The organism is Acinetobacter minutum (assembly GCF_035916735.1).
Classification (GTDB): domain Bacteria; phylum Pseudomonadota; class Gammaproteobacteria; order Pseudomonadales; family Moraxellaceae; genus Acinetobacter.
Genome location: NZ_JAQIHG010000012.1, coordinates 1 through 22171 on the forward strand (window position 1 = coordinate 1; position 22171 = coordinate 22171).

At 45.2% G+C, this 22171-nt stretch carries 21 protein-coding genes, 4 tRNA genes, 1 pseudogene and 1 riboswitch; of the genes and pseudogenes, 7 read left to right on the top strand and 19 right to left on the bottom strand.

The window, feature by feature from the left end:
* The 15 genes and pseudogenes from PAE54_RS06650 to PAE54_RS06720 all read right to left on the bottom strand — a co-directional run.
* Positions 1–70: pseudogene (locus PAE54_RS06650) on the bottom strand (hypothetical protein); the annotation flags it as partial.
* 151 nt (positions 71–221) lie between these two features.
* Positions 222–296, bottom strand: a tRNA-Thr gene (locus tag PAE54_RS06655).
* 13 nt (positions 297–309) lie between these two features.
* Positions 310–385: transfer RNA gene (locus PAE54_RS06660), tRNA-Gly, on the bottom strand.
* A gap of 39 nt (positions 386–424) precedes the next feature.
* A tRNA-Tyr gene (locus PAE54_RS06665) sits at positions 425–508 on the bottom strand.
* A gap of 52 nt (positions 509–560) precedes the next feature.
* Positions 561–636, bottom strand: a tRNA-Thr gene (locus PAE54_RS06670).
* A 98-nt stretch (positions 637–734) separates the two neighbouring features.
* Entirely contained in the window at positions 735–2228 is a 1494-nt protein-coding gene (gene trpE / locus PAE54_RS06675; RefSeq protein WP_326518863.1) for an anthranilate synthase component I, read from the bottom strand.
* A gap of 119 nt (positions 2229–2347) precedes the next feature.
* Entirely contained in the window at positions 2348–3025 is a 678-nt protein-coding gene (locus PAE54_RS06680; RefSeq protein WP_326518864.1) for a phosphoglycolate phosphatase, read from the bottom strand.
* A 59-nt stretch (positions 3026–3084) separates the two neighbouring features.
* Positions 3085–3720, bottom strand: coding sequence for an FHA domain-containing protein (locus PAE54_RS06685; RefSeq protein ID WP_326518865.1), 636 nt, complete (start codon positions 3718–3720; stop codon positions 3085–3087).
* A 232-nt stretch (positions 3721–3952) separates the two neighbouring features.
* Entirely contained in the window at positions 3953–4279 is a 327-nt protein-coding gene (locus PAE54_RS06690) for an H-NS histone family protein (protein WP_273778238.1), read from the bottom strand.
* Between the two features lie 539 nt (positions 4280–4818).
* Complete coding sequence (locus PAE54_RS06695; RefSeq protein WP_326518866.1) at positions 4819–6012, bottom strand: heme biosynthesis protein HemY; 1194 nt, start codon at positions 6010–6012, stop codon at positions 4819–4821.
* 4 nt (positions 6013–6016) lie between these two features.
* Positions 6017–6877, bottom strand: coding sequence for a hypothetical protein (locus PAE54_RS06700; RefSeq protein WP_326518867.1), 861 nt, complete (start codon positions 6875–6877; stop codon positions 6017–6019).
* Positions 6874–7647, bottom strand: coding sequence for a uroporphyrinogen-III synthase (locus PAE54_RS06705; RefSeq protein ID WP_326518868.1), 774 nt, complete (start codon positions 7645–7647; stop codon positions 6874–6876). Before PAE54_RS06705 ends, PAE54_RS06700 begins: the two co-directional genes overlap by 4 nt.
* A 2-nt stretch (positions 7648–7649) precedes the next feature.
* The gene (gene hemC, locus PAE54_RS06710) at positions 7650–8573 is read right to left on the bottom strand and encodes a hydroxymethylbilane synthase (RefSeq protein ID WP_326518869.1); all 924 of its coding nucleotides are present in this window, start codon (positions 8571–8573) and stop codon (positions 7650–7652) included.
* A gap of 97 nt (positions 8574–8670) precedes the next feature.
* On the bottom strand, positions 8671–9414 hold the full coding sequence (locus tag PAE54_RS06715; RefSeq protein WP_326518870.1) for a LytR/AlgR family response regulator transcription factor: 744 nt from the start codon (positions 9412–9414) through the stop codon (positions 8671–8673).
* Positions 9415–9474: 60 nt separating this feature from the next.
* A complete protein-coding gene (locus tag PAE54_RS06720; RefSeq protein ID WP_326518871.1) occupies positions 9475–10611 on the bottom strand; it encodes a sensor histidine kinase in 1137 nt (378 codons plus the stop codon).
* Here PAE54_RS06720 and argH point away from each other — a divergent pair.
* Positions 10602–12035 (top strand): argininosuccinate lyase, encoded by a 1434-nt coding sequence (argH, locus tag PAE54_RS06725; protein WP_326518872.1) that lies wholly within the window; start codon positions 10602–10604, stop codon positions 12033–12035. The genes PAE54_RS06720 and argH overlap by 10 nt on opposite strands.
* 9 nt (positions 12036–12044) lie before the next feature.
* The gene (locus PAE54_RS06730) at positions 12045–12317 is read left to right on the top strand and encodes an oxidative damage protection protein (RefSeq protein WP_326518873.1); all 273 of its coding nucleotides are present in this window, start codon (positions 12045–12047) and stop codon (positions 12315–12317) included.
* A 387-nt stretch (positions 12318–12704) separates the two neighbouring features.
* Here the strand turns inward: PAE54_RS06730 and phoU are convergent, their stop codons facing one another.
* Positions 12705–13445 (bottom strand): phosphate signaling complex protein PhoU, encoded by a 741-nt coding sequence (gene phoU / locus PAE54_RS06735; RefSeq protein ID WP_273778229.1) that lies wholly within the window; start codon positions 13443–13445, stop codon positions 12705–12707.
* 288 nt (positions 13446–13733) lie between these two features.
* Positions 13734–13855: riboswitch (TPP riboswitch) on the top strand.
* A 100-nt stretch (positions 13856–13955) separates the two neighbouring features.
* Here phoU and thiC point away from each other — a divergent pair.
* The 5 genes from thiC to gluQRS all read left to right on the top strand — a co-directional run bounded on the left by thiC (position 13956) and on the right by gluQRS (position 19059).
* Positions 13956–15854, top strand: a complete 1899-nt coding sequence (gene thiC / locus PAE54_RS06740) for a phosphomethylpyrimidine synthase ThiC (RefSeq protein WP_326518874.1) — start codon at positions 13956–13958, stop codon at positions 15852–15854.
* 75 nt (positions 15855–15929) lie between these two features.
* Positions 15930–16547 (top strand): NUDIX domain-containing protein, encoded by a 618-nt coding sequence (locus tag PAE54_RS06745; protein ID WP_326518875.1) that lies wholly within the window; start codon positions 15930–15932, stop codon positions 16545–16547.
* A gap of 18 nt (positions 16548–16565) precedes the next feature.
* Positions 16566–17375 carry a 3',5'-cyclic-AMP phosphodiesterase gene (gene cpdA / locus PAE54_RS06750; RefSeq protein WP_326518876.1) on the top strand — a complete coding sequence of 270 codons (810 nt, stop codon included), beginning with the start codon at positions 16566–16568 and terminating at the stop codon, positions 17373–17375.
* Positions 17376–17590: 215 nt separating this feature from the next.
* Complete coding sequence (gene dksA / locus PAE54_RS06755) at positions 17591–18121, top strand: RNA polymerase-binding protein DksA (RefSeq protein WP_326518877.1); 531 nt, start codon at positions 17591–17593, stop codon at positions 18119–18121.
* A gap of 74 nt (positions 18122–18195) precedes the next feature.
* On the top strand, positions 18196–19059 hold the full coding sequence (gene gluQRS, locus PAE54_RS06760; RefSeq protein ID WP_326518914.1) for a tRNA glutamyl-Q(34) synthetase GluQRS: 864 nt from the start codon (positions 18196–18198) through the stop codon (positions 19057–19059).
* Positions 19060–19186: 127 nt separating this feature from the next.
* Here the strand turns inward: gluQRS and ftsW are convergent, their stop codons facing one another.
* The 3 genes from ftsW to PAE54_RS06775 all read right to left on the bottom strand — a co-directional run bounded on the left by ftsW (position 19187) and on the right by PAE54_RS06775 (position 22165).
* The gene (ftsW, locus tag PAE54_RS06765; protein WP_326518878.1) at positions 19187–20383 is read right to left on the bottom strand and encodes a putative lipid II flippase FtsW; all 1197 of its coding nucleotides are present in this window, start codon (positions 20381–20383) and stop codon (positions 19187–19189) included.
* 21 nt (positions 20384–20404) lie between these two features.
* On the bottom strand, positions 20405–21751 hold the full coding sequence (gene murD, locus PAE54_RS06770) for a UDP-N-acetylmuramoyl-L-alanine--D-glutamate ligase (RefSeq protein ID WP_326518879.1): 1347 nt from the start codon (positions 21749–21751) through the stop codon (positions 20405–20407).
* Between the two features lie 162 nt (positions 21752–21913).
* On the bottom strand, positions 21914–22165 hold the full coding sequence (locus tag PAE54_RS06775) for a DUF6587 family protein (RefSeq protein WP_326518880.1): 252 nt from the start codon (positions 22163–22165) through the stop codon (positions 21914–21916).
* Positions 22166–22171: the final 6 nt, after the last annotated feature.

Here is a 22171-nt window from a genome sequence, read left to right on the forward strand (position 1 = left end):
CATGGTCAACGTGACCGATTGTGCCCACGTTTACGTGTGGTTTATTACGTTCAAACTTGGCTTTAGCCATGATGATCATCCTCGTTTACGTCGAACAAAACCCTGAGACCACTCAGTTCCGACATATCACCTAAAAAAATCAGACGCTTAATACTTGAAAAGCAGACTTAAAAGCCTGCTTCTTTAAAAATTTTGTAGTTAAAACTACTAAGCTGTATATCTGGAGCTCTTATCGAGATTTGAACTCGAGACCTCTCCCTTACCAAGGGAGTGCTCTACCACTGAGCTATAAGAGCGATAATCTTCGGATGGAGCGGGAGACGAGGATCGAACTCGCGACATGCAGCTTGGAAGGCTGCCGCTCTACCAACTGAGCTACTCCCGCACAGTGTTGGTACAATAACACTTCATTCGAAGTTAAAGTTGGTGGTGAGAGAAGGATTCGAACCTTCGAAGCTTACGCGGCAGAGTTACAGTCTGCTCCCTTTGACCGCTCGGGAATCTCACCATATCACACTTATTTCAGTGCAGTTCTTTACGATTTTACACACTCTAGAAGATGGTGCCGGCACACGGATTCGAACTGTGGACCTACTGATTACAAGTCAGTTGCTCTACCAACTGAGCTATGCCGGCTCTTTCTATCGTTTCGTACGTTTCGTATCGGAACGGTGTGCAGTTTAGCAAAACTTTCAGCGCATGCAAGCGGTTTTTCAAAAAAAACCGCTAAAAACTCATAAAATCAAACCATTTGATGATAATTCAACCGCTTTGATCACTGCGCGAGCTTTTATTTGGGTTTCATTCCACTCAGATTCAGGATTTGAGTCTGCAACCACCCCTGCACCTGCCTGTACATAGACCTTATTTTCACGAATCACGCAGGTACGAATGGCAATCGACATGTCCATTTCACCATGCCAGCCCAAATATCCGACTGCTCCACCAAAAACACCACGCTTTAAGGGTTCCACTTCATCAATAATTTCCATGGCACGAATTTTAGGTGCACCTGAGAGCGTACCTGCTGGGAAGGTTGCTTTAAAAACATCCAGTGCATCAATGCCATCACGCACTTCTCCCTGTACATTTGACACAATATGCATGACATGCGAGTAGCGTTCGATCACCATTTGATCAGTGACTTGCACTTTACCAATTTTGGCCACGCGTCCGACATCATTACGCCCTAAATCGATCAGCATAAGATGCTCGGCGATTTCTTTTTCATCCGACAGTAAATCTTTTTCCAGCGCCAGATCTTCTTCTTTGGTTTTACCGCGTGGGCGAGTCCCTGCAATCGGACGTACCGTCGCAATGCCATTTTCCAGGCGAGATAGAATTTCGGGTGAGGAACCCACGATATAAAATGGCTTCTTGTTTTCCAGCGTTTGTCCTTGTACTAGGAACAAATACGGCGAGGGGTTCAAATGTCGTAAGGCACGGTAAACTGAAATCGGATCACCATCAAAATCCGACACCATACGCTGCCCTGGCACTACCTGCATGACATCCCCGGCACGAATGTATTCTTTCACCTTATTGACCGTAGCAATGAACTTCTCTTTGCCCGTCATGGATTCAAAATGCGGCGGGGTGTGTGGTTTCGCCTGCAACCGTACCGGCTGTGCCAATAACGCTTCAATCTGATCCAGCACTTGCTCTGCCTGAGCATAAGCATTCGGTTGACGAGTATCCGCATGGGTAATCAGGAATAACGTGTCTTTTAAATTATCAAAGACAATCACCGTCTTGGACAGCATCATCCAAATATCCGGCAAACCCACCGGATCTGCTTCAGGAATATTTTTCAGCTTAGGCTCAATATAACGTACAGCATCATAGCCAAAATAGCCGACCAACCCTCCGGTAAAGCTGGGTAAACCCGGAATTAAATCATGACCCGGTACTTTATACTGCTGCTGAAAATCACGGATAAACTGAAATGGATCCTGACACTCCTGAGTCAACAACTCACCATCCGGTTGCTGGATAGTCAGTACGCCTTCATTGCAAGAGAAGATCGTGGACTCACCCAAACCAATAATGGAATAGCGCGCCCAGTTTTCACCCCCTTCGACCGATTCAAATAAATAGGCTTGAGGATGGTCTTTTAAACGTGCAAAAACGGATAACGGGGTTTCGGTATCGGCCAAGCGCTGACGGTAAACCGGAATGGTGTTATAACCGGCATGTTGAAGCTGTTCAAATTGTGCAAGTGTTGTCATAGGGAATCTCTAATCGGGTTCGATGGATCAAGTGATGTTCGCGTTATGAATCTGAGCGACGCCATCGAAAAACCGTACAATGCTGCATTCCTATTTCCTTCCACATTTGAAACACCCCTCTATTGAGAGGTACTGATTAATTCTCTTAAGTCATCAATTACTTGTTGTGGCTGACAACAATAAATATCTTCACCATGATTATAGCCATAGCTGACCACAATACAATCTATACCGGCTTGGCGTGCAGCTTCAACATCATTGCTCGAATCACCAATCATTAAAGTCGTATGGAGATGACTGTGTAAGACCTCGACACTATGTAATAACGGCAATGGGTGCGGTTTTTTCTGGGGCAGACTGTCACCTCCCAATACCAGCTGGAAGTAATGCGAAAGCTTTAATTGCTGCAATAGCCCTTCTGCCAAATGTCGCGGTTTATTGGTGACACAGGCCATTTTCAGCTGCTGTCCCTGACAATAGTCCAGAAACTCAGCTACACCCGGATAAATTTGGGTATTTACACAGAGATCCGCAGCATAAACCTGCATAAACTTTTGCAACAATTGCTGATGCTGCAAAGCTTCTACCTTACCTGTGATATGTTGCAATGCCGCTTCACAAAGTTTTGCAGCTCCCTTACCCACCCAGACACGTACCTGCGCTTCAGTCACTAGCGGCATTTGCATGCTGTTTAGGCTGATATTGAGCGCCCGAAATAAATCTGCGGCTGAATCAACCAGCGTGCCATCCAGGTCAAACAGAATTAGATCACGCTGAGCCAACTGAGCAATTGACATATACACATCCTCAAAAAGATAAAGGCATGCCCAAGCATGCCTTAAGCCCACTAGATGGGTTACTTTAATAGCAACCACGCCAAGACAGCTAAAATCACCAAACTAATAATGGTAATTAAGCCGATAGAGGCATTTTTCTGCTGTTCTTTTTCCTGCGCAACACGAGACACAGGTTCAGGAATAGCTATCGGCTCTGGTTCTGTCTTGGCATTTAAATCAATACCTTCAGGAATTGGTGCTGGTTTAGGTACAGCAACACGCTGTGGCATCCCATCACGATTCACGGACACTTCCGCTACACGTTCATTCAGACTCGGCATGCCTTGATCAGCCATCTGCTCTGCCGCGGTTTTTGTAGTTTCAACAACAGGTTCAATCTCAATTTCTGGCACCTCTAAGGCTGAAGCTGCTGCAGAAACTGTAAATTTCAGGCTGGCAAACTGAATGGTATCACCACTATTCAGCAAAGTTTCATTCTGAATACGGACTTCATTCACAAAAGTACCATTCGATGAGTTCAAATCCTGCAACCATAAGCCCTGCTCTTTTAGCAAAAAAGCCGCATGGCGACGTGAAATCTCAGCGGACTGCAAAAGAATATCAGCATCCTGATGACGTCCGACCAACATATCACGATCAATATTAATTTCCTGCCCCGCAAATTCACCGGTAATTGCTTGCAATTTCCAAGTCATGAAACTCTCTTTCAGTTTATGATTTGCATTTATCATAACATGCTATCGCAACAGTGCTGCGTTCGATCTGTTACGACACTGGTCGAACTTAATCTGACACTATCCCATAGTTTGTACACAGCAAATTGCACAAAGATAGTTTAAATTGTATAAAATTCATCACAAATAAAAAAAGCCCAGTGTTTCCACTCGGCTTTTAAAATAAAAAGGGTCAACAGATAAAACAGCCAGGTTAAATCAGAAAGTCCTCAAGGTTTGCACCTTTTTCCAGTTCAGCAACCAACCAGCGTGGTTGTTTCCCACGACCAGTCCAGGTCTCTTCTGGATTATTACGATTACGGTAGCGAGGCTCTACAGATTTACGTGTGGTTTGTTTACGCTTTTGCGCACCCATTTCCATAATCTGTTCGATGCTTAAGCCAACATTTTCAGCAATTGCCATGATCTGATTATAAGCATCTTCGATTGCTTGATCTTTTTTCGATTCAATTAAAGCTTCAGCTTCAAGCTGTAAACGTTTTAATTCATCGACAGAAAGGTTACTTAAATCCGGTTTCATCTTTGGTTAACACTCCCAATACAGTTCATAATAATTATGCACGGTGAAATCAATTTCACCGCAATAATATTTTTATTAAATCAAATAATCAAGAGTTAAATATTTTATGCATAACAATAATTAACAAAAATAATGGCATCGATTAATTAATACCATATGATTTAAAAGCTTAATTTAATCTGAATTCCTATTTTTTAGTTATTCAAAAATAAAAATGACTATTAAGATAATTTTAAGATTCATCTGTTTTCCTTCCAATACTAAACATTTATCTTAATTTTTCATTCTCATTGGTAAGAATAGGTAAAACCATAGCCGTATCTCATATTTCGATAAATTTCCAAGTAAAGAGTTCGACCAATAATGTATATAAAAACTCAACCAAATTAATGAACAATGATTCATAAAACAAGTTATAAAAATAAACACTGTTCTCATATTTATACAATATAAAAACAAAATATATGCATAAGGTACGCAGTTAGTTTAATTAAAACAACCAACCCAGTATCGCTTATAATTTTTATTAATCACTCAAATTATATTTTAATTTCTATAAAATTAGCATCTTTTTCAAAGATATAATTTAACTGCACAATCAAATCATCTCGACCTTTTAACACTGATTTAATACGCAAATAACTCATCAAAACATTATCAGGATAGCGATCCAATAATTGATCCGCAGCCTCATTACGGCCTGTCGCATCATAAATGTACCATTCGGCAAAAGTTAATACGGGTACACCTGGATATCGGGTTTGAAGTTGCTGAATATAGGCTTCTATACGCATATAATCTGGTTGCTGTTTAAGTAACTGTTGCTGAAACCACAGATAAAATACTTCCTGATTAAACTGCTCATTCAGCAACTGCAGTGCTAGATGCTCATGTGCAGCCGCCATTTCTGGCATCCGGGCCAAGAGCTTCAGCCAGAGCATCCGAGTCGCGTAGCTACGTTGTTCGATTTGTTCTCCCAAATCTAGATAGCGTTGTTGCAAGGCCTGCAAATCATCGATTGAAGCTTGATCAAATTGCTGTAATAACTGTTGCAACCAGAGCTGTTTGGTTTCCGCTTCTAAATGACCATAACGCGTCGAACGCAAATACGCCCACGGATGTTGGATTGCAAACATTCCCCAGAGCACCGTTAAACGCTGCTGATAAGCAACCTGTATCTCCTGTAACCACGGCGATAAAACATGCTGACTTAAAAACTCTAGATGCGTTAATGCCTGCTCAGCATTTTTTTGCATCAAATAAATTTCTATACGCTGTATTTCCACTAATTCAAAAGCCATCGCAGGCGTTTGCTCTAAACTTTTTAATGCCTGCTCATACTGACCTTGCATGACTGCCAGACGAGCAGCCATTACACCTTTCAATAAACCAGACTGTGCAAAGATCTGTTCAATAAAAGACTGCTGATCACGTCCCGCATCGAGTAACCAAATCACGGCAAGCTGTTCATAGGGATGTAGGTTCTTGAAATTGAGTACACTTTCAGTTTCACGTTGCTTGCGGGTTAAATAACGTTTCAAAGCTAACCAACAGAGCTGTAAAAGCAAACTAAATAGGGCCAAAGTAAAAAATAGCACCCACAAATTACTTTGAATCTGCCAATCGCGCCATAGGAGATAGACATAACCTGGACCATACCCATAACTCAATAGGCTGAGCAACGCGATTAACAACAAACCAATAAAGGCATAGGCCAGCAAAATCGCTTTCATTGCATTATGCTCCACCCAATACAGCTTGCACTGCTAATTTAGGGGCAGGTAACACGGGTAAATTTTTTGCTTTGAGCAATCGCTGTTTTAACTGTTGGCTGCCCTGGTCAGGTAACATTTCTAGTTGCTGAATCACAGTATTCAAAATTTGTTGATATTCTAAATATTGTCCTTTTAATAAAGCCTGTCGAGCCAATAACAAACGCAGTTGAGCTTCTTTTAAAATCAGTGAACGATTAGCTAGCTCAACATTTGGCTGTTTTACACGTTCAACTTGTAGCCATTTCTGCCAAAAATGCTGTGGCTCCAGTTGACCTGGGTTAAGCACAGAATTTTGCAAAGTTTGCGTCAACAAACGGTCTATCTGCCCTAACAAAGCATCCAGTGTATTTTGCTGGGCGTTACGTGCAACAACATATTGCTGTATCGTCATGCGATCTTTCGCTAAAACTTGATGCAAGCTTTGTTTGAGTGCGGGAGATAAATCATACGTTTCCAGCTCGCGATCTAGGCGGTTCAATTGCTCAATCGCATAAATATACTGTTGTTGTTGCAAGGCAAACTGGATCAGTTCACTGTGCTGTTGAATCACACGTACGGGTTCCACACCCTGAAGTGTAACGAGCTGAGCCGCTGATGGATTTTGCTGTGAGGAAGTGGTTGAAGAAGGTACGGACGTCACTGTAGATGGTACTTGTCGCTGCAAGGCCACTACTTCATCATTCAAGGCAGCATTGTTTTGCTCAAGTTTTACGAGTTTATCTTGTAGTTGAACCCACTCTCCGTGGATCTGAAACACATCGTAAGATACTTTGCCCAACCAGACCAAGCTCAGGATAATCAACACGCCAACAACTTTCTTCATGCTTCCTCTTGCCACACTTTAATCTGCTGTAAAATGGTTTCCGGTTGTAAATTGGCTAATTGCAATACATGTAAAGGCTGCGGGACATCTGCCTGTTGCAGTAAATCAGATAAACGCGGCCCCAAGACTAAAAAGTGAAAATTAGACCATGGCAATTCATCACGATCAATCAAAGACAGCCAGTTTAGCCAGCTCGCTTCACTCGTCACCAATATCCAGACCGGTGCCGGCTGCTGATGCAGGATAGGCAACCACTCCTGCCAGGTAGTGAGCGCTTCTTTCGGACAAACACGCTGATACAACACAAAATTCAGAATACGCACACCTTGCTGCTGCAAATGCTGCATCATAAACTGCCGTCCACCTTCTCCACGCCAGAACGCGATGGTATTGACTGATGCCTGCTGAAACAAGGGAAGACTCAACATGCCCTCTGAAGTTTCAACCTCGGGCACATGGCTGGAAATTCCGTATTCAGCGAGAACCTGCGCCGTAGCTTTCCCCACAGCAATCCATTGTACAGATGCGAGTTGCTGTAGACTGATTCCGGCCTGTTGCAAGTACTGCATTCCGATTCGTACCGCAGTAGGACTAACTACCACCACCATATCCGCTTGCGGCAGCTCAGCATAAAGTGTGGCCAAGGCAGGTGTCCACGCACAAGCACTCAACTCTAGGAGCGGCAGACTTTTGACCCGAATACCCTCTGCAGTCAACGCAGAAGTTAAGTTATCCGCACGATCTTGTGGACGCGTATTAATAAACCACATGCTTAAGATTGGTATAGCGCCTGCAACAATTCCCCAGCTCCTTGATCCAGCAAGTTCTTCGCCAGTTGCTGCCCCAACTGTTCAGCCTCTGCTGTAGGACCTGTGACTTGTGCGACCAAGAGTGTTTGGCCATCAGCACTTCCCACTCGACCTTCGAGAGACAATTGTCCTTCAGACAATGTAGCATAACCCGCAATCGGTACCTGACACCCTCCTTCCAAATAGGCATTCATGGCACGCTCGGCACGCACACAGGCAGAGGTTTCGCTGTGTAGCAGTGGTGCAATCAGATCAAGAACAGCCACATCATTTGCACGACATTCCAGTCCTAAGGCACCCTGTCCAACAGCTGGCAAGCTAATTTCAGCAGCCAAGGTATGACGGATACGCTGGGCCAAGCCTAAACGTTTCAATCCCGCACTGGCTAAAATAATAGCGTCATAATCACCTGCATCCAGCTTCGACAAGCGTGTGCCGACATTGCCACGCAAATCAATAATCGTTAAATCCGGGCGTTGCTTCAGAATCTGGCATTTACGGCGCAAACTCGATGTACCAACTTTGGCACCCGCAGGTAATTCATCAAAATGGGAGTAATGATTGGAAACAAAAGCATCGAGCGGATCTTCACGCTCACAGATCCCTCCCAAAATTAACCCTTCAGGTAATGCCATCGGCACATCTTTCATGGAGTGCACGGCCAGATCAGCACGACCATCGAGCAAAGCTGCTTCTAATTCTTTTACGAATAGCCCCTTACCGCCAATTTTTGCCAAAGGGGTATCCAGAATTTTGTCCCCTTGCGTGACAAAAGTCACCAGCTCAACTGTCAGATCAGGATACAGGTCCATTAAACGGGCACGGATATGTTCAGCTTGCCATAAAGCCAATGGACTCTGCCGGGTTGCGATCTTCAAGGTTTTCATAAATCTGAGACAGGTGAAATAAACAGACTCTAAAATTAACCTGCTGACTCAAAAATGCAAGTAAATTATGCGGGTTCATCTAAAGGTAGTCACATGATTAAAGCTTATGAATACGCTCACGCAATCCTGGGAGATGGCGACGGCTGACTGCAAGACGTTCAGCCAGCTCACGACAACGAACCTGATATTGGCCGCTACCCACTAGTTCCAGACCATCCAGATAATCCACAGCAACCAGCGCATTGCGATGAATCCGAATAAAACGCTCTTCAAATTCCTGTTCTAATTCTTTTAAGGTTTCGTCAATCAGGACACTGCCATGTTTATGCCGTACCGTAACATATTTCTGATCTGCCAGAAAATAATAAACGTTTTCAACGGGAATCAGCTCCACACCACGATACGTTTTGGCTGAAATCTGATGGCGTTGAGCTTTAGAACAGGATATATCTGTCGCTTGCTGGCTCAAATGGCTTACCTGTGCCTGATTGAGCTTGGTCAGATTATCCAGCACCTGTTGCAACTCACTGGCTGCAATCGGTTTTAACAAATAACCATCCGCCTGCGATTTGAATGCTTCAAGTGCATAATCATCATAGGCAGTACAGAACACAATCGCTGGCATCGGCTCCAATTGACTCAATTGTTGAGCACAACTCAGACCATCCATCTCTGGCATTTGAATGTCCAATAACACCACATCCGGCTCACATTGCTTGACCAGTTCGAGTGCTTGCTGGCCATGTTGTGCGGTGGCCACGACCTGATGCCCTAAATTGGTCACCAAACGAGATAAGCGTTCCACTGCGAGTGCTTCATCATCACAGATCAGGATATCCATGTTCTCTCCTTACCCCCAATTCACTTTGCTTTATTTCTTATAAAGCAAACTTTAATTTTATTATTGATATTGATATTGCAGGACAGTGGTAAATAATGCCTGCCCCGCATAAGTTTGAAATTGTACGGAATCACCATAATAGGCTTTTAATCGTTGTCGGATATTGTCGAGTGCAATCCCATGCCCCTGATGGCGCTTGGTTTTCTCTGTGCTATAGGGGTTGGTAACGACAATATTGACTTTATTTTCAACAATTTCAATCAATACACTGATATTACTCGAATTGATCGTTTTTTCAACACCATGCAAAATACTATTTTCCAGTAAAGGCTGTAAGGTCAACAATGGAATCTGTATACGCTGTAAATCCTGCGGTTCGGGTATTTTCCAGTTCACACTAAGACGATCTCCCAAGCGGATTTGTTCGATTTCCAAATAATGCTGGCATAAGCGAATTTCCTCAGCCAGACTCACCAGCTTCAGTTCCTGAAAACTGGCACGAAACAGACGTGACAAATTAATTAACATGGCTTCGGCTTTATCTGGATCAATCGCAATCAAACTCACCACACTGTTCAGACTATTAAATAAAAAATGCGGATGAATCCGGGCCTGCATTGCCTGAATACGGGCTTGCAACTCACTTTGCTGTTGGCGCAACCACTGTTCCTGTAGATACAAATAACGCAAACAGAAAGCACCGAGTAACAGGCCATAACTCAGATGCAAGACCACACCATCCAGCCAGTCCGCAGCAGATAATGATGTCCAGGAAAAACTGCGTCCAAAAGCCAATAGTCCATTCAAACTCATGGTCGTCAACACCACGACAACCTGCAGAATAGTAAAACCAGCGACCAGCACTGCAGAATAGGTCCAACGGCGAAAAACCCCACTGAAAGCATCGGTAATCGCGGCAAAAGACAGCAACACCCAGCTGATATACGCCATGTATTGAAACAGACGTATCCCATTCAAATGAGACCAGGATTGTGCTTCAGCAAGCGCCAAGACCAGAGCCAGAATATTGCCTGCAATAAACAACTCAAATAAATGTTGCCATCGGCTGGTTTTCGTAAAAAAATAGGAGGATTGTGCATGAGTTTGCCGGGCATCAGGCGTATTGCGATATGTTTCGGCATCCGGTAACGAATTTGCTATACTCTTTTTTATTTTACTGAGCTGACATGACCACATCTTCTAATTCCTCTACAACGTCTGCCCAAAACCAAACTTCAGGTATGTGGGGTGGTCGTTTTACCGAAGCCACTGATGCTTTTGTTGCCGAATTTACCGCATCTGTGCAATTTGACCAACGCTTTTATAAACAAGATATTGCCGGTTCAATCGCACATGCCACCATGTTGGCCAAAGTTGGCGTACTGACGACACAAGAACATGACGATATCATCAATGGTTTAAACACCATCAAGGCCGAAATTGAGGCAGGTCAGTTTGAATGGCGCATTGACCTCGAAGATGTGCACATGAACATCGAATCACGTCTAACGCAACGCATCGGCATCAGCGGTAAAAAGCTGCATACAGGCCGCAGCCGTAATGACCAAGTGGCCACCGATATCCGCCTGTATGTGCGTGACGAAATCGATGCTATTTTAGAATTATTGAAAAAATTACAAAAAGGTATTCTGCAACTCGCTGCCCAAAATACCCACACCATTATGCCGGGCTTTACCCATCTACAAACGGCGCAACCTGTGACCTTTGGCCATCACTTATTGGCTTGGTTTGAGATGCTGGTCCGTGACTCCGAGCGCCTGCTTGATTGCCGTAAACGTGTCAACCGTATGCCACTCGGTTCTGCTGCGCTTGCGGGTACAACGTATCCAATCGACCGTGCCTATACCGCTGAATTACTCGGTTTTGAAGCAGTTGCTGAAAACTCGCTGGATGCGGTCTCAGATCGTGATTTCGCCATTGAATTTAATGCAGCGGCTTCTCTCATCATGATGCATTTATCTCGCATGTCTGAAGAACTCATTCTTTGGACTTCTGCACAATTCAAGTTCGTGAATATTCCAGATCGCTTCTGCACCGGTTCATCAATTATGCCGCAGAAGAAAAACCCGGATGTTCCTGAACTGATCCGTGGAAAATCAGGCCGTGTGTTTGGTGACCTGATCAGTCTGCTCACCCTAATGAAAGGTCAGCCATTAGCTTATAACAAAGACAATCAAGAAGATAAAGAGCCACTATTTGATGCAATTGATACCGTACGCGGATCATTGATGGCCTTTGCTGACATGATTCCAGCCCTTGTGCCGAATATCGAAATTATGCGCGAAGCGGCGTTACGTGGCTTCTCAACCGCAACAGATTTGGCAGATTATCTGGTAAAAAATGGCGTGGCTTTCCGTGATGCACATGAAATTGTCGGTAAAGCGGTGGCTTTAGGGGTACAGGAAGGTAAAGATCTTTCCGAGCTGACACTTGAACAATTACAGCAGTTCTCCGACCTGATCCAAGCCGATGTTTTTGAGAAAGCACTGACTTTAGAAGCCTCTGTGAATGCCCGCAACCATATTGGTGGAACAGCACCTGCACAGGTTGAAGCTGCGATTGCCCGTGCCCATGCACGCCTAGAACAACTTTACGCTTAAGGATCTGAGATGTCTCGACAAGTATTTTGCCGTAAATATCAGCAGAAAATGGAAGGTTTGGACTTTGCACCATTTCCAGGTGCCAAAGGTGAGGAAATCTTGAATACGGTTTCTAAACAGGCCTGGCAGGAGTGGTTAAAACATCAAACCACGCTAATCAATGAAAAGCGTTTAAACGTATTCGAACCAGAAGCAAAAAAATTCCTGGAAGAACAGCGTGAAAAATTCCTCAGCAATGATGAAACGGTAGAAAAAGCCGAGGGCTGGAAGCCGGAAGCTTAATTCTAGTTAAGAAAAAAACCTCGCACCCTGCGAGGTTTTTTTATTGCTGATCATTAATGATGAATCGCACTGCCGCGCTACGCTGCATCAAACCGATCCCTCTTGACCTGACTTATTATTTCCGAATAGCGACATTGATAAACAGATGCATGATTTTTGTACGTTATCACTGACACAAGGATCAGTTTTTAGCCTATATACGACTTTAGTCGAGTATTCTATTCTAAGGCCATACAGCGACAAGAAGCAAAAAATATCAAATAAAAACAATAAAATAAAGAATTGCTGTGAAGCAAATAGAATAAGCTATCTTTGTCGCAGAATGAAAAAAGCCCTGGTTTATACCAGGGCTTTTTTCTTCAGGTATGGCTCAAACCATTCCGCATGTTACTGTGCAGGTGGAGTTGGGGTTCCTTGTACTTTCTGCTCAATTTCAGCCAAGCTGGTATGACGTACATCCAGGCCTTTCACCATATAAATGACTTGTTCACAGATATTACGTGCATGATCCCCAATACGTTCAAGTGAACGTAATACCCACATCACGTTCAATACACGTGAGATGTGGCGTGGATCTTCCATCATATAGGTCATTAAGGTACGCGTTGCTGACTGATATTCACGGTCGATATCAGCATCTGCCAGCACCACACGTAAAGCTTGCTCTGCATCTAAACGTGCAAAAGCATCTAGGGCATCATGGATCATGACACGAACTTGATTGCCGATATGACGGGTTTCCATATAACCGCGTGGTGACCCCCCTTCTTCACAGAGGTTCTGTGCAATACGGGCAATTTTCGCAGCCTCATCACCAATACGCTCCAAATCGGTATTGGCCTTGCTCATCGCAATCACCATACGCAAATCAATCGCAGCTGGATGACGACGCGCTAGAATTAAGGTGAGGGCTTCATCAATATCGCGTTCATGCTGATTCACGACATTATCTTGAAACTGTACATCAATCGCCAAGTTAGCATCGGTATCCAAGAGCGCACGAATAGCATTTGCTACCTGTTGTTCGACCAAGCCTCCCATGCTCATAAACTTGGTACTTACACCCTGCATATCTTCATTAAATTGGGAAGAAATATGATGGCTTAATACAGGATTATTTGGACTCAAGGTTAGCACTCCAACACAGCGACGGACGAATATAAGTTTGCTGTCTATTAAATCACAACAATTATGAAAAATTTATGACAATCGAATGAAAAAGATCAAGCGTAGCATGGTATTTCCTTTCCATCATTCTCGCTTTTGTGCCATTGCGTTGCTCATCTGTTGCAATGCATCAAAATACAACTTTTATCCCTCCCTTCACCCTACTACTGACGAATAGAAAGCGGACAGAGATTTGACCCACCGCCACAAGCAGCGCTTTTTATTCTGAAAATCCATGCTAAGATTTAGCCATGCTTGACGGAGCGCGAGTAAAAACTCGCTGAGATTGCAATAAGTCTTTGATTTTGAATGCAAGTACCGTTGAACCTGATCAGGTTAACACCTGCGTAGGAATCAAGCCATCTAAAAACTCACTGCTTCAGTGTAAAGTTGCTCTTGAATGCCTTTACCCCCTGCCTTCGTTTTTGGTCGAGCTTGATTCGTTGATGACTATCCCCAAGGATCATAGCCATGAACCAATTAACGAATCTATCCCCAGAAGAACAAGCTCTTGCCCAACATGAGCAAGATGCCAAAGATCTGACCCGTATTTTACCCGCATCACGCAAAGTCTATATCGAAGGCTCACGCCCAGATATCCAGGTCCCAATGCGTGAAATCTCACTCACTGACACCCCAACAGGTTTAGGCGGCGAGAAAAACCCGCCAATCATGGTGTATGACACTTCGGGTGTTTATACCGATCCGAATGTGCAAATCGACTTAAAAAAAGGTCTACCTGCAGTACGCACGCCGTGGATTGAGGAACGTGGTGATACCGAATTATTACCAACCCTCACTTCTGCATTTGGTCAGGAACGCCTGAAAGATATCCGTACTGCGGAAATACGTTTTGCGCATATCCAGAACCCGCGTCGTGCCCAGGCTGGCAAGAACGTGACCCAGATGCACTATGCTAAACAAGGCATTATCACCCCAGAGATGGAATATATCGCCATCCGTGAAAACCAGCGCCAGCGTGAAGGTGTGGATATGCGTCAGCATCCAGGCCAAAATTTTGGTGCACAAAATCTGCGTGAAATTACACCAGAATTTGTCCGTCAGGAAATTGCTGCCGGTCGTGCGATTATTCCAGCTAACATTAACCACCCTGAAGTCGAGCCAATGATCATTGGTCGTAATTTCTTGGTGAAAATTAATGCCAATATCGGGAACTCCGCATTGGGCTCTTCAATTGATGAAGAAGTGGCGAAAATGACCTGGGCCACCCGCTGGGGTGCAGACACCATCATGGACTTATCAACCGGCAGGAACATCCATGAAACCCGTGAATGGATTATCCGTAACTCGCCAGTGCCAATCGGTACCGTGCCCATCTATCAGGCACTGGAAAAAGTCAACGGCGTGGCTGAAGACCTCACTTGGGAAATCTTTAAAGATACCCTGATTGAACAGGCAGAACAGGGGGTGGACTACTTCACCATTCATGCCGGGGTACTGTTACGTTACGTCCCTATGACGGCAAACCGTCTCACCGGTATTGTCTCGCGTGGTGGTTCAATCATGGCACAGTGGTGCCTAGCACATCATCAGGAAAACTTCCTGTACACGCATTTTGATGAAATCTGTGAAATCATGAAAGCCTATGACGTTTCGTTCAGTCTAGGTGATGGCTTGCGTCCAGGCTGTATCCAAGATGCCAATGACGAAGCTCAATTCTCTGAGTTGAAAACGCTCGGTGAATTGACCCATCGTGCCTGGGAACATGATGTTCAGGTAATGATTGAAGGTCCTGGCCATGTCCCAATGCACATGGTGAAAGAGAACATGGATCTCCAGTTAGAAGTCTGTAAAGAAGCACCGTTCTATACGCTTGGCCCATTGACGACCGACATTGCACCGGGTTATGACCATATCACCTCGGCGATTGGTGCGGCGATGATTGGCTGGTACGGTACAGCAATGCTGTGCTATGTGACACCAAAAGAACATTTGGGTCTGCCAAACAAGAAAGATGTGAAAGACGGGATTATTACCTACAAGATTGCCGCCCATGCTGCAGACTTGGCCAAGGGTCATCCGGGTGCACAAGCACGTGATAATGCCCTGTCGAAAGCACGTTTTGAATTCCGTTGGGAAGATCAGTTCAACCTGAGTCTGGATCCAGATACGGCACGTAGCATGCACGATGAAACCATGCCAAAAGAAGCGCATAAATCTGCACACTTCTGTTCGATGTGTGGCCCTAAGTTCTGTTCGATGAAAATCACACAAAATGTGCGTGATTACGCACAAAATCAACAGAATGCCAAGGTTGAAAAACAATCAGATGATGAAGTGGAAGCAGGTCTGGAAGCTATGAAAAATGCTTACCAGGAACATGGTCAAAAACTGTACCACAAAGTTTAAAAGTTCAAAAAAAACATTTGTGTTCAGCATAATCTCAGTTAGGATGAAATCAGCAGATTTCATCCTAATTGACTTATGAATATTCTCGATCAAGCCAGTTTTAGTTACCAAGATGTCGAAATCACTTCACGTGAGTCACTCTTTCGGGGCTTTATTCAGGTCGAGAAGGTTCATCTACGCCACCGTCAGTTTGCCGATGCGCAATATACTCCTGTCCTAACTCGTGAACTCATTCACCGTCCAGAAGCAGCGGGCGTTTTGATTTATGATGATCAACAACAAAAATTTGCATTGATTGAACAGTTCCGTGTTGGTGCACTCGATGATCAGCGCTCCCCTTGGCAGCTTGAAGTCATCGCCGGCGTCCTTGATGGCGATGAGTCACCAGAAAGCTGTATCTGTCGTGAAAGTCTTGAAGAAGCGGGCTGTCAGATCTTTGATCTACAACACCTGTTCAGCTTTTACCCCTCTGCCGGTGCCTGCTCAGAGCTTTTTCATCTGTATGCAGCGAAAGCCGATTTAACTGCAGCAGGCGGAATCTTTGGCATGAGCGATGAAGGTGAAGATATCAAGCTCCACCTGTTTGAATATAGCGACATTGCCGCTTTGTTCAGCCAAGGCCGTTTACGTAATTCACCCGTGATTATGGCGTTGCAGTGGTTACAGCAACAGATCAATACAATTAAAAAATAAGGGTGTCCGAGGTCAGGTATGTCTTTATCTATTTCACAACCCCCGCAGCAACCCTATGTGATCATTCAGATTTCCGATACACATCTGATGGATCGGGCGGATCTCGAATTTGTCCGGATGAATCCAGAACAGAGTTTTCATACCGTGATGCAACACATCCTGAAACATCATCCTCAGATTGACGCGATTATTCATACGGGAGATGTAGCGCAAGTCCCTGTGGTTGAAACCTATGCACGCTATCAAGCCTATATGCAACAGCTCGGTATACCTTTTTTCCAAATTCCTGGGAATCATGATGAATTAAGCCTTTTCCCCTTCCCATCGGGAGAATCACAACCCACAGCGATTGAGTCTGGAAACTGGTGTTTAATTTTATTAAACAGTGCAGTCAAAGGTAGAATTGATGGCCATATCAAGGCAGCCGACCTGCAATGCCTACATGATTTGCTCGAACAGTATGCGGACAAACATGTGATTGTGGCCTGTCATCATCACCCTTTTGCCATGCAGTCGCACTGGATTGATCAGCATAAGCTGAAGAACAGTGAAGACCTGACAGATGTATTGGCTCGACACAGCAACGTGAAAGCTGTGTTAAATGGTCATGTACATCAGGATGCATTTACCGAATGGGAAGGCATCCAGTTTTTATCGACTCCATCAACCTGCGTACAATTCAAACCTTTCAGCCAGGATTTTGCGCTCGATGAGTGTGAACCAGGCTACCGGGTACTCTATTTGCATCAGGATGGTCAATTCGACAGCCAAGTCTACCGTGTGAAATACCAGCGAACCGCAACAAACGCAAAAATTTCCGGCTATTAACTTTTCAAGCCGGTTTTTTTCCATTAATTTAGGGCATCTAAAAAAGGACGAGCCAAGAGTCAAATCCAAACCTTAAAAGACTATCATATGTGCAAAAAAGCCTATATGATGGCGCCCCCGAAGGACAAATTACCCTGACGGAATTGGATAAAAACACTTGCATATCACCATATTTTTTGCGTATCTATATATGCATATGATGAGGAATGCCCTATATGGCGAATGACAACCAAAATCAAGTCTTGGACGAACAAACAGAAATCGCTGATGCTGACAAGGCCGCTAAACGCGTACGTAAAACCAAGCCAAAGGCTTCTGAAGGTGGTTCTACAGCAAGCTTATTCGGTATCGCACCTTATCAGCCGAAAAAGAATGAAGAATATATGTCAGAAGGTCAGCTTGCGCATTTCAGCCAGATTCTAGAGGCTTGGAAAGCAGAGCTGATGTCGGAAGTTGATCGTACACTCAACACCATGCAGGATGAAAATACCGCTCTGCCAGATGTGAATGACCGTGCAACGCAAGAAGAAGAATTTGCAATTGAACTACGGACGCGTGACCGTGAACGTAAATTGATCCGCAAAATTGAGCAATCGCTTGAAGCCATCAAAAATGATGACTACGGTTTTTGTGAAACTTGCGGGATCGAGATCGGTCTGCGTCGTCTCGAAGCGCGTCCAACCGCAACCTTGTGTATCGACTGCAAGACCTTAGCGGAAATCAAAGAGAAACAAAATAACGGTTAACAGTGACTGTTAAATCTTTCCCGGCAAAGCCAGACAGCTTTGCTCCTGTGCAGCAGCAGAATGATGTGTCGCTGATGCGCTACTCAGGCCGGTTTGCGCCATCGCCAACCGGTCCTTTGCATTTTGGTTCACTCATTACAGCGGTCGCCAGCTATTGCGATGCCAAAGCCCACCAAGGTCAATGGCTGCTGCGCATTGAAGATACTGATATTCCTCGCATCTATCCCGGCAGTGAACAGCATATTCTGGCCGCAATCGAGGCTTTCCAGTTCGAACCTGATGGCGAAATTCTATTTCAAAAAGATCGCTTAGACATTTATCACTCGGTCATTGAACAGCTGAGACAACAGCATCTGGTGTATGCCTGTCAATGTACCCGCAAGATGCTCGGTTCGAATGCGATCTATCCCGGAACCTGTCGTGATCTGGGTCTGGATTTTCAGGATCAGGCGATTCGGGTCAAAGTCACGAATCAGGACATCTGCTTTGAAGACCGTCTACAAGGCCTGCACTGCAGCAATTTACAGCATGAACTGGGAGATTTTGTACTCCGTCGCCGTGATGGCATTATCAGTTATCAACTTGCTGTGGTGGTCGATGACTACTTGCAAGGTATTACTCATGTCGTTCGGGGTGCTGATTTGCTCGACAACACCGCACGACAGATCTGGCTCAGCCAACTGCTCGGCTATCCCACTTTAAACTATATGCACCTCCCCTTGGCCATGAATGATCAGGGCCAGAAACTTTCCAAACAAAATCTGGCACAGGCGCTTGATCTGAGCCAAGCGTCCTTGTTGTTACAACAGGCCTTACAGGTATTGGGTCAAGCCCCAGTGGATCTGGATACACCTGCACGTATGCTGGTTCAGGCCGTTACGCAATGGGATATACACAAGATTCCTAAAGGCACACTTTTACCGGGTCATTATCTCTAAATGACGATCCGTAAAATGAGCTAAGGGAATAGCCAGGGATAGCGTCAAAATGAGTTTTGCAGTTACAAACGTACAAGCAATCAAACAACCCGTCCCGCAGCAGTCCTCTGCATACGGGACAACCGGTTTAAAAGCTGGATTCTTCTTTATTTGGATTGGCTAATTGTGTCGAAGCATCAATTTTCAGAATCAGGCTGACCATGACCGCACACATCATCAATGAGGTTCCCCCATAACTGATAAATGGCAGAGTCAAACCTTTCGTTGGCATCAAGCCCATGTTCATGCCGGCATTTACCATGATCTGCAGCAGGAAAATAATTGAAATCCCATAGGCTAGATAACCGGCACGTAAGTACTGGTTTTGCAAAGCACGATGGCCAATTTTAATGCAGCTCAGCAACATGCCAAACGACAGGATCAGGACAGTAGTAATTCCCAAAAAGCCGAATTCTTCCCCGAGTACTGCAAGCATGAAGTCCGTATGTGCCTCGGGCAAATAGGACATTTTCTGGATACTGTGTCCCAAACCCACGCCATACCATTCGCCACGGCCAAAGGCCATGAGTGCATTGGATAGCTGATAGCCCGTCCCTAAAGGATCGGCCCATGGATTGGAAAATGACATTAACCGTTCAAATCGATAGGGCTCAAAGATAATCAAGAAGACAAAGGCCATGACAATCGCACCAAAGGCGATGCCAAACTGAATGATCGGTGCCCCCGCGAGAAAAAAGATTCCCAACATCATCAACGCAATCACCACTGTCGCACCGAGGTCGGGTTCGGCAATGATCAGCCCCACCGTCAGGATCATGACTGCAGCAAGGCGCGCCAACCCTTTGATATTATTACGGACTTCTTCAGCACGGCGCACCACATAATCTGCCGTAAAAATTGCCATGGCCACCTTAGCCACCTCAGTCGGCTGCAGGGTAAACCCTGCAATCCTGATCCAGCGTGTCGAACCATTGACCTCGGAACCGGCAATCAGTACCAGAAAAAGCAACAGAATGGTAATCAGCCACAATGGAAAGGCATTTTTAAACCATTGATTTAGCGAAATCTTATAAGTCAAAAAGGCAGCCACCGCGGCCACGGCAATCGAGATTCCATGACGCACCACATAGTGGAAGGGATTTTCATGCATACGTTCAGCATAGGGCATAGATGCCGAAGCCACCATGATTGAGCCTAAGCACAATAAGGCTAGGACACAAAAAATCAGCACATTACGAGGCGTGACTTCCGCAGGGATCCGCGGTGCCCACCGCGTATAAACCTGCTGCATCTTTTCAATGGTTGTCTGAGCAAACCCAGCCATAATTCTTCCTTATTGTTGTTTTTAGCGCAGGGCGTTCACGCAAGCCACAAACTGGTGACCACGGTCTTCATAGCCCTTGAACATATCAAAACTCGCACAGGCTGGAGACAGTAATACCACATCCTGTGCTTGCGCATTTTCCTGACACAATGCCACAGCCTGCTGCAGGCTGTCCGCATGCAGGATCTCTGTTGTACCCTCAATCGCTTGAGCGATCTGCGCTGCATCTTCACCCATTAACACGGCCACTTTAACATACTGCTGCAAGGCCTGACGTAAAGCGCTAAAGTCCTGCCCTTTACCCTGTCCACCTAAAATAATCACCACTTTACCGTGTTGGGCCTGAATCGCCATTCCTAGACCATCAATCGCGGCCAGTGTTGCTCCAATATTAGTACCTTTGGAATCGTTATAATAACGCACGCCGTTGACTTCTTTCACAAATTCACAACGGTGCTCAAGGCCTTTAAACTGTTTTAGCGTGTTAAGCATTGATTCTAATGGCAAGCCAATCGCTTCACCCAAAGCCAGACAAGCCAAGGCATTGGCCACATTGTGTGTACCTTGAATATACAGTTCCGAACTCTTGATCAGACGTTCACGGCCACGCGCCAGCCAGATTGTGCCATCCAAGTCTCGCAAAATACCGTACTGGTTCAGATCCGGTGCACTCAAACCAAAACTCTGCATGGAAATCGCATCAGGTACCAAAGGACGTGACAACGCATCATCACGGTTAAAGACCACCTTTTTCACTCCTTGGAAAATACGGTGTTTAGCCTGATGATAACCGAGCATATTGCCATGGCGATCAAGATGGTCCTCGCTCATATTCAGCACGACCGCAACTTCAGCATTTAAATTAGAAGTGGTTTCCAATTGAAAGCTGGAAAGCTCCAGAACTAGCAGCTCCGGCTCATCTTTCAGCAAATCTAGCGCAGGGCGTCCCAAATTACCGCCAACCGCCACTTTTTTGCCTGCATCTTTGGCCATCAAACCGATCAGGGTCGTCACGGTGCTTTTCGCATTAGAACCGGTAATCGCCACGATGGGAGCATCTGTCGCACGACGCAGTAGCTGGATATCACCAATCACTGGAATGCCTTGCGCGATAGCTTCCTGGATTTCTGGCAGTTGCGGTGCCAGGCCAGGACTTAAAATGATTTCTTCAGCTTTGAGCAATAAATCGCGATCGAGTTGACCAAAACTGGTTTGCACCTCAGGAGGAATCTGATCATGTCCCGGAGGCGTTGTGCGTGAGTCTGTTACTGCAACCTGGTAGCCTTGTTGATGTAGAAAATTAACTGCCGATACACCGGAAATTCCTAGGCCTGCGACGACTTTGAGTCCACCACGTTGTATTAACATTTTCGCTCCGCATGATGAGGTATTTTTAAACTGGCAAAATGGTAGCACTTTGAGGTTTTGAATGCTTTTTCTGTTTTAATTTTCTATGCACTTTTTTTGTGTCAGCGCGTAAAAAGCCGCCCATTAAGGGCGGCTTAAGTCATAAAACCGGTGAGATGGAGATTAGCGCCATTTTACCGACTGTACTTCCACTTTTTTTGTGGAGGGTGTATCACTGGTACTGCAACCACAGCCACCCGCACAACCAGCCGACATGGCCGGTTGCAACCATTTTGCCAAACGCGGCCAGCCGCGTTGATCACACCCTCGCGCGGCACGCGAGAAAACTGCATAGGCCGTTTTCGGAAAGACCTTTTTAAATACGACGAGTGCACTCCAGCTCACCAGCGCCGTAATGATGATCCACTCAACCATCTCGAC